This is a genomic window from Streptomyces sp. NPDC001728 (assembly GCF_040297565.1).
Lineage (GTDB): Bacteria > Actinomycetota > Actinomycetes > Streptomycetales > Streptomycetaceae > Streptomyces.
Genome location: NZ_JBEOZK010000016.1, coordinates 165,575 through 173,427 on the forward strand (window position 1 = coordinate 165,575; position 7,853 = coordinate 173,427).

7 protein-coding genes are annotated in these 7,853 nt (G+C 72.2%); all 7 read right to left on the reverse strand.

The window, feature by feature from the left end; all coding sequences use genetic code 11:
• Nucleotides 1-48: 48 nt before the first annotated feature.
• The 7 genes from ABT154_RS23630 to ABT154_RS23660 are packed head-to-tail and all read right to left on the reverse strand — an operon-like array spanning nt 49 to nt 7,684.
• Nucleotides 49-1,605, reverse strand: coding sequence for an NADH-quinone oxidoreductase subunit N (locus ABT154_RS23630; protein ID WP_351858778.1), 1,557 nt, complete (start codon nt 1,603-1,605; stop codon nt 49-51).
• Nucleotides 1,602-3,155, reverse strand: a complete 1,554-nt coding sequence (locus ABT154_RS23635) for a complex I subunit 4 family protein (RefSeq protein WP_351858789.1) — start codon at nt 3,153-3,155, stop codon at nt 1,602-1,604. The genes ABT154_RS23630 and ABT154_RS23635 overlap by 4 nt, the downstream gene beginning before the upstream one ends.
• 27 nt (nt 3,156-3,182) lie before the next feature.
• The gene (locus tag ABT154_RS23640) at nt 3,183-5,165 is read right to left on the reverse strand and encodes an NADH-quinone oxidoreductase subunit 5 family protein (RefSeq protein ID WP_351858779.1); all 1,983 of its coding nucleotides are present in this window, start codon (nt 5,163-5,165) and stop codon (nt 3,183-3,185) included.
• Nucleotides 5,162-5,563: an NADH-quinone oxidoreductase subunit NuoK gene (gene nuoK, locus ABT154_RS23645; RefSeq protein WP_351858780.1), complete on the reverse strand. Its 402-nt coding sequence runs from the start codon at nt 5,561-5,563 to the stop codon at nt 5,162-5,164. The genes ABT154_RS23640 and nuoK overlap by 4 nt, the downstream gene beginning before the upstream one ends.
• Nucleotides 5,563-6,141, reverse strand: a complete 579-nt coding sequence (locus ABT154_RS23650; RefSeq protein WP_351858781.1) for an NADH-quinone oxidoreductase subunit J family protein — start codon at nt 6,139-6,141, stop codon at nt 5,563-5,565. The genes nuoK and ABT154_RS23650 overlap by 1 nt, the downstream gene beginning before the upstream one ends.
• The gene (locus tag ABT154_RS23655) at nt 6,138-6,716 is read right to left on the reverse strand and encodes a NuoI/complex I 23 kDa subunit family protein (protein WP_351858782.1); all 579 of its coding nucleotides are present in this window, start codon (nt 6,714-6,716) and stop codon (nt 6,138-6,140) included. Before ABT154_RS23655 ends, ABT154_RS23650 begins: the two co-directional genes overlap by 4 nt.
• The gene (locus ABT154_RS23660; RefSeq protein ID WP_351858783.1) at nt 6,716-7,684 is read right to left on the reverse strand and encodes a complex I subunit 1/NuoH family protein; all 969 of its coding nucleotides are present in this window, start codon (nt 7,682-7,684) and stop codon (nt 6,716-6,718) included. The genes ABT154_RS23655 and ABT154_RS23660 overlap by 1 nt, the downstream gene beginning before the upstream one ends.
• Nucleotides 7,685-7,853 lie beyond the last annotated feature (169 nt).

Consider the following 7,853-nt stretch of genomic DNA (forward strand, 5'->3'; position numbering starts at 1 on the left):
GGTCTTGCTCCTCGTTCTTTTTCTGTGGGGGGCGGGCTCTTCTGAGGGTCAGAACAGGCTGTTCGCGGCGAAGCGGAGGGCGAACTGCGGGTAACCCGACAGCACAGCTCCGGCTACGGCGGTCAGCGCGATCGCCAGGGTGATCGGCACGGGGGCCCTGTGGGGGACCTTCTCCATGCCCGTCTCGGGCGCGGCCTCCGGCGCGGTTCCGGGCGCGGCTTCCGGCGTACGGAACAGCAGTGCCGTCCAGCGGAGGTAGTAGTAGAGCGCGATCACGACGTTCACGGCCATGACCACGGCCAGCCAGCCGAGGCCCGCGTCGACGGCCGCCGAGAAGACGGTCACCTTGGCGAAGAGGCCGATGATACCCGGGGGCAGACCGGCCAGATTCAGCAGGAAGAAGCCGAGCGCGAGGGCCGCGGCGGGGCGCGTCGCGTACAGGCCCCGGTAGTCGGCGAGGCGGTTCAGGGGGTGCGTACGGGCGACGAGCGCGACCACCGCGAAGGCGCCGAGGTTCACGACGGCGTACATCAGGGCGTACGCGACGGTGGCGCCGACCTGGTCGTCGCTGGAGTACGCGGCGGCGGCGATCGGCACCAGGAGGTAGCCGGCCTGGGCGACCGACGACCAGGCGAGCAGCCGGACCGCGCTCCACGCGCGCGTGGAGACCTGCCGCAGGGCGGCGACGTTGCCCACGGTCATGGTCAGCGCGGCCAGGGCCGCGAGCGCCGGGCCCCACACGTCCGCGTACGACGGGAAGGCGACGACCGTCACCAGGATGAGCCCGGTGAAGCCGACGGCCTTGCCGACCACCGACAGATAGGCGGCCACCGGCAGCGGGGCGCCCACATAGGTGTCGGGGACCCAGAAGTGGAAGGGGACGGCGGCCGTCTTGAACGCGAAGCCGACGAGGGTGAGGGCCACGCCCGCCTCGGCGAGCGTCTGGAGCTGGCCGGGCACGTCGTCGAGGCGCTGGGCCAGCTCCGTGAGGTGGAGGGTGCCGGTCGCCGCGTACACGAAGCTGACGCCGAGCAGGGTGACGGCGGTCGCGGTCACGGACGACAGGAAGAACTTGAGCGCCGCCTCCCCGGACCTGCGGTCGCCGCGCTTGAGGCCGACCAGCGCGAACGCGGGCAGCGAGGCCACTTCGAGGGCGATGACCAGGGTCGCCAGGTCGCGGGAGGCGGGCAGCAGGGCCGCGCCCGCGGCGGAGGACAGCAGAAGGAACCAGAACTCGCCGGCCGGGAGCTTCTCGCGGGTCTCCGTGATCGAGAGCAGCGCCGTGAGGAGGGCGCCGCCGAGCACGAGCAGCTGGATGACGAGGGTGAAGTGGTCGGCGGTGTAGCTGCACGCCCTGATCTGGGTGTCGGGCGTGAGGCAGAAGGTGGAGCGGTCACCGGCCCGCAGCGGGAGGAGGAGGGCGAGGGCCGCGACGAGGCCGCCGATCGCGGTCCAGCCGAGGATCCCCTTGCGCTCCTCGGGGAGGAAGAGGTCGGCGACGAGCACCACGAGGGCGACCACGGCCGTCAGGGTCGGCGGCGCGATCGTGAGCCAGTCGACGGACTGGACGAGCGACTCGCCGGCGAGCGTCGTCACAGGGGTCATCGGATGCCTCCGGCAAGGAGCTTCTGGACGGCCGGGTCGGTGAGGCCGAGGAGGACGGCGGGCCAGAGTCCGGCGAGGACGGTGAGGGCGACGAGCGGGGTCCAGGCGGCGAACTCGTACCCCTGGACGTCGGCGATCGGTGTCTCCCCGGCGGGCCGGGGGCCGCCCATGCAGACGCGGCGGACGACGAGGAGGAGATACGCGGCGGTGAGCAGGGTGCCGAAGGCGCCGATCGCCATGAAGGTGAGGAAGGCGGGGCGGCTGAGGCCGGCGGCCGGTTCGAAGGCGCCGAACAGGGCCAGCATCTCGCCCCAGAAGCCGGCCAGGCCGGGCAGACCGAGCGAGGCGACGGCGGCGAAGGCGAGGAGGGCGCCGAGGCGGGGCGCGCGGCCGTAGAGGGCGGCGCCGGTGGCCCCGGCGAGGGTGTCGAGGTCGGCGGTGCCGTAGCGGTCCTTGACCGCGCCGACCAGGAAGAACAGCAGGCCGGTGACGAGGCCGTGGGCGACGTTGGCGAAGAGCGCGCCGTTGACTCCGGTGGGGGTCATGGTGGCGATGCCGAGGAGGACGAAGCCCATGTGGCCGACGGAGGAGTACGCGATGAGGCGCTTGAGGTCGCCCTTGTTGCCGGACCGGGCGAGCGCGAGGCAGGCGAGCGATCCGTAGATGATCCCCGCGACGGCGAAGGCGGCGAGGTAGGGGGCGAAGGTCCGCATGCCGTCGGGGGCGATCGGCAGGACGATCCGGACGAACCCGTAGGTGCCCATCTTGAGCAGGACGCCGGCGAGGAGGACCGAGCCGACCGTCGGGGCGGCGGTGTGGGCGTCCGGGAGCCAGCTGTGCAGCGGCCACATCGGGGTCTTCACCGCGAGCCCGAGTCCGATCGCGAGAACGGCGATGACCTGCACCGATGTGGTCAGTCCACGGCCGTTGTCAGTGGCGAGTGCCACCATGTCGAACGTGCCCGCCTTCACGCCGATGAGGAGCAGGCCGAGCAGCATGACGACCGAACCGAGCAGCGTGTAGAGGATGAACTTCCAGGCGGCGGCCCGCCTGCCCTCGCCGCCCCAGCGGGCGATGAGGAAGTACATCGGGATGAGGACCATCTCGAAGGCCAGGAAGAACAGGACGAGGTCGAGGACGGCGAAGGTGGCGAGGGTGCCGGACTCCAGGACGAGCAGCAGGGCGACGAAGGCCTTCGGGGACGGGCCCGTCGGCATCTTGAAGTAGCTGTACAGCGCGCAGAGGAAGCTCAGGAGCGCGGTCAGGACCAGGAGGGGGAGGGAAATGCCGTCGACACCGAGGTGGATCCGCACGTCCAGTGCCCTGATCCAGCTGATGTCCGTAGTGGCCTGCATCCTCGACGGCTGGTCGTGGTCGAAGCCGAGGACGAGGACGATCGCGGCCAGCAGGATGACACCGGTGACGGTGACTCCGTGGCGGAGCACGGCCTGGTCCGGGGACTTCCCCTTCAGCCCGGGCGGCGCCGGGAGGAGAGCGGCCACCGCGCCGAGGAGCGGCCCGGCGACGATCAACGCCAGAAGGAACTGCATCACGGACTCGCTGATATCGATCACGGCTCACGCTCCGGCGACGGCGTTGGCGAGGGCGACTGCGGCGATCACCAGGACGACGGAGCCGGCGAGCAGGGCGCTCACATAGGTCTGCACGTTGCCGGTCTGGGCGCGGCGGACGAGCCAGCCGAGCCCCTTGGCGGAGTTGCCCGCGGCACGTACGTAGGTGTCGACGACCTCGCGGTCCAGGAAGCGGACCAGTGAGGCGGCGGCGAGGACGGGACGGACGAACGCGGCCCGGTAGACGGCGTCGAGGTGGAAGCCGTCGGCGGCGGGACCGTGCAGTGGACCGAGGAGCGCGCGGCCGGGGTCGGCCGGGTCCTCCGCCGGGTGCGGCAGGTGCAGCGCCTCGGCCTCGACGAGTCCCGCGTCGGCGTCGGGGTGGGCGACGTGCGGGGCCGGGGGCCGGACGGCGGCGGTCCGGGCGGCGAGGGTGCGCCAGGCCGCGTACGTGATCACGGCCCCGGCGGCGGCGAGGCCGGTGCCGAGGACGGCCGTGGTGAGGGTCGGGGTGAGGTCGTTGCCGTCGAACCAGTCGTCGAGGTAGGTGACGGTCAGTCCGAAGCCCAGGGAGGGAATGGCGAGGACCCAGAGGACCGTGGTCATCGCGAGGGGCTGGCGGCCGTGGTCGGGGGCCTCGGCGCCCCGGCCGCGGAAGGTCCGCAGCCAGAGGCGGAGCGCGTACGCCGCGGTCAGCAGGGCGGTGAGCAGGCCCGCGACGAGGACGGTCCAGCCTGCCCCGGCGGGGGCGACGGTCCGCTCCCCGAGCGCGGTGTGCTCGGCGGCCACGAGGACGGCTTCCTTGGAGAAGAAGCCGGCGAAGGGCGGGACCGCGGCGAGCGCGAGCAGGGCGACGGTCATCGTCCAGTACGCGTCCGGGACGCGCTTCGCGAGGCCGCTCATCCGGGACATGGCGGTCAGCGAGTTCGTACCGGCGGCGTGGATGACCGTGCCGGCGGCGAGGAACAGCAGCGCCTTGAACGCGGCGTGCGAGAGGAGGTGGAAGACGGCGGCCCCCCGGTCGCCGACGGCGAGCGCACCGGCCATGTAGCCGAGCTGGCCGATCGTCGAGTACGCGAGGACCCGCTTGATGTCGTCCTGGGCGAGCGCGGCGAGCGCCGAGCCGACCATCGTGATCGCGGCCATCACCGCGAGCACCGTCAGCGCGGCGGCGGAGGCGGCGAAGACGGGCAGCAGCCGGGCCGTGAAGTAGATACCGGCGGCGACCATCGTCGCCGCGTGGATGAGCGCGGAGACGGGGGTGGGGCCGGCCATGGCGTCCGGGAGCCAGGTGTGCAGCGGGAACTGCGCCGACTTGCCCGCCACACCGGCGAGCAGCAGCAGGGCGATCAGGGTGGGGTGGTCGAGGCCGCCGCTCGCGACGGCGCCGAGGACGCCCGTGATGCGGAAGGTGCCCGCGTCGGCGGCGAGCGCGAAGAGGCCGATGAGGAAGGGGACGTCACCGAGCTTGGTGACGAGGAAGGCCTTCAGGGAGGCGGAGCGCGCCTCGGGGGTCTCCCAGTAGTGGCCGACGAGGAAGTACGAGCAGATGCCCATGATCTCCCAGCCGACCAGGAGCACCATCAGGTCGCCGGAGTAGACGACGAGCAGCATCGCGGAGGTGAAGAGGGAGACGAGCGCGGCGTACGAGGGGTAGCGGGGGTCCTCGCGGAGGTAGCCGGTCGAGTAGATCTGCACACAGGTGGCGACGACGCCGACCAGGACGGCGACGAGGGCGGCGAAGCCGTCGATGTGCAGGGCCAGGTCGATGGGGACCGAGCCGGTGGGGGTGAGCTGGGTGGCGGCGTCGATCGCCTTCCCGCCGCCCTGGCGGGCGGCGACCACGGCGGCCAGGACGGCGGCGGCGAGCGTCGGCAGTACGGCGAGCGGACGGACGAAGCCGGGCGCTGTGCGGCCGAGCAGCAGTCCGGCGGCGGAACCGAGGAAGGGCAGGAGGGGGACCAGGACGGCGAGGGTCGTGGTGGTCACGCGGTGGCCTCGGCCTTCTCGCCGGTCGGCGTGGCGTCGTTGTCGTCGTCCGGAGGAGTCGCCGCCGCGGCTTCGTCGTCCGGGGGCGAGGGGTGCTCCGCCGTGTCGCGGAGGCGGTCGATGTCGGCGGTGCCCTTGTCGCGGTGGACCGCGAGGACGATCGCGAGGCCGATGCCGATCTCCGCGGCGGCGATGGCGATCGTGAAGAGGGTGAGGGCCTGGCCCGCGTGCAGGGTGTCGCGGAGCCAGACGTCGAAGGCGACGAGGTTGAGGTTGACGGCGTTGAGCATCAGCTCGACGGAGATCAGGACCAGGATCGCGTTGCGGCGCGCGAGGACGCCGTACACGCCGATGGCGAAGAGGAGGGCGGCGAGGACGGCCGGGTAGACGAGATGCATCAGCGTTCCCCCTCCTTCTTCTTGCGGGAGAGCACGATGGCGCCGACCAGGGCGGCGAGGAGGAGGACGGACAGCGCCTCGAACGGCAGCACCCAGTGCCGGAAGAGGGTCTCGCCCGACACCTTCGTCGACCCCTGCACGGCTCCGTCCAGGTCGATCCACGTCGTGCGGAAGGCGTCGACGACGACCCAGACGAGCGCGGCCCCGGCGGCCAGGGCGACCGCGAGCGCGACCGGCCTGTTGCCGGAGTCGGCGTCCGGGGAGCGGCCGATGGGGGCCTTGGTGAGCATGAGACCGAAGAGGAGGAGGACGACGACCGAACCTACGTAGATCAGGACCTGCACCCAGGCGATGAACTCGGCCGTCAGGAGCAGGTACTCGACCGCGAGCCCGCCGAGCGCCACGACCAGCCAGAGCGCGGCGTGCACGAGCTGGCGGGTGGTGACGGTGACGAGGGCGGCGCCGAGGGTGACCAGGCCGACGAGGAGGAAGAGGATCTCGACGCCGGTGGGCGAGAGGAAGCCGTGGGCCTGCTGTCCTGCCTGCGCCGCTTGGGTCGTGTGTGCTGCCAGGATCACCGCTGCTCCCCCTCGGCGGCGGCTGCGGCGGCTGCCGCGGCCTTCTCCACTGCCTTGCGGGCCGCCGCGATCTCCTTCGGTTCCTCCGCGCGCGGGTCGAGCGCGGGCGGTTCCGGGACCGTCCACATCCACTCGCGGAGCTTGTCGCGCTCGTGGGTCAGCTCGTGGATGTCGGTCTCCGCGTACTCGAACTCCGGCGACCAGAACAGCGCGTCGAAGGGGCAGACCTCGATGCAGATACCGCAGTACATGCAGAGCGCGAAGTCGATGGCGAACCGGTCCAGGACGTTCCGGCTGCGCTCGCGGCCTCCCGGGACCGCCGGCGGCACCGTCTCCTTGTGGGAGTCGATGTAGATGCACCAGTCGGGGCACTCGCGGGCGCAGAGCATGCAGACCGTGCAGTTCTCCTCGAACAGTCCGATGACCCCGCGCGTGCGGGGCGGCAGCTCGGGCTGGACCTCGGGGTACTGCGCGGTGACGGTCTTCCGCGTCATCGTGCGGAGGGTGACGGCGAGGCCCTTGGCGAGGCCGGAGCCGGGGATGCCGGGCCGGGAGGGAGGGAGGAGGGGGGACATCAGCTGATCGCCACCTTCACGATGCCGGTGAGCGCGATCTGCGCGAGCGCGAGCGGGACGAGGGTCGTCCAGGCGAGCTTCTGGAGCTGGTCCTCGCGGAGGCGCGGGTAGCTGACCCGCAGCCAGATCACGACGAACGCGAGGACGGCGGTCTTGAGGAGGGTCCAGACCCAGCCGAGGCCGTCCGCCCCGAACGGGCCGTGCCAGCCGCCGAGGAAGAGGACGGTGGTGAGACCGGCCAGGACGACGATGCCGGCGTACTCGGCGAGCAGGAACAGCGCGAAGCGGAGGCCGGTGTACTCGGTGTACGCGCCGAAGATGATCTCCGAGTCGGCGACGGGCATGTCGAACGGGGGCCGCTGGAGCTCCGCGAGGCCCGCCACGAAGAACACCAGCGCGCCGATGATCTGCCAGGGCAGCCACCACCACTCGAAGGCGTTCAGGATGCCCGGGAGGGAGACGGTGCCGGCGGCCATCGCGACGGAGGCGGCGGCGAGGAGCATCGGCAGCTCGTACGCGAGGAGCTGGGCGGCGGTACGGAGGCCCCCCAGCAGCGAGTACTTGTTCGCGGACGCCCAGCCGGCCATCAGGCTGCCGAGCACGCCGACGCCCATCACCGCGAGCGCGAAGAAGATGCCCGCGTCGACGACCTGGCCGACAGCGCCCTCGCTCGGGCCGATCGGGATGACGACGAGGACGAGGAGGTACGGGAGGAGGGCGACGGCCGGGGCGAGCTGGAAGATCCGCCGGTCCGCGTCCTTCGGGACGATGTCCTCCTTCTGCGCGAACTTCACACCGTCGGCGACGAGCTGGGCCCAGCCGTGGAAACCACCGGCGTACATGGGCCCGAGGCGGCCCTGCATATGGGCCATGACCTTGTGCTCGGTCTGCCCGACGACGAGCGGCAGTACGAGGAACACGGCGAAGACGACGAGCAGCCGGAGGGCGACGTCGAGTACGTCGTTCACGCGGGATCGCCTCCGGCGGGGGTGGTGGGGTCGGCGGGGTCGCCTTCGGCGGGGGGCTCCGGGGCCGGCTCGGTGGCCGGGGCTGCCGGCTCGGCGGCCGGGGCTGCCGGCTCGGCGGCCGGGGCTGCCGGCTCGGTGGCCGGGGCGGCCGGCTCGGCGGCCGGGGCTG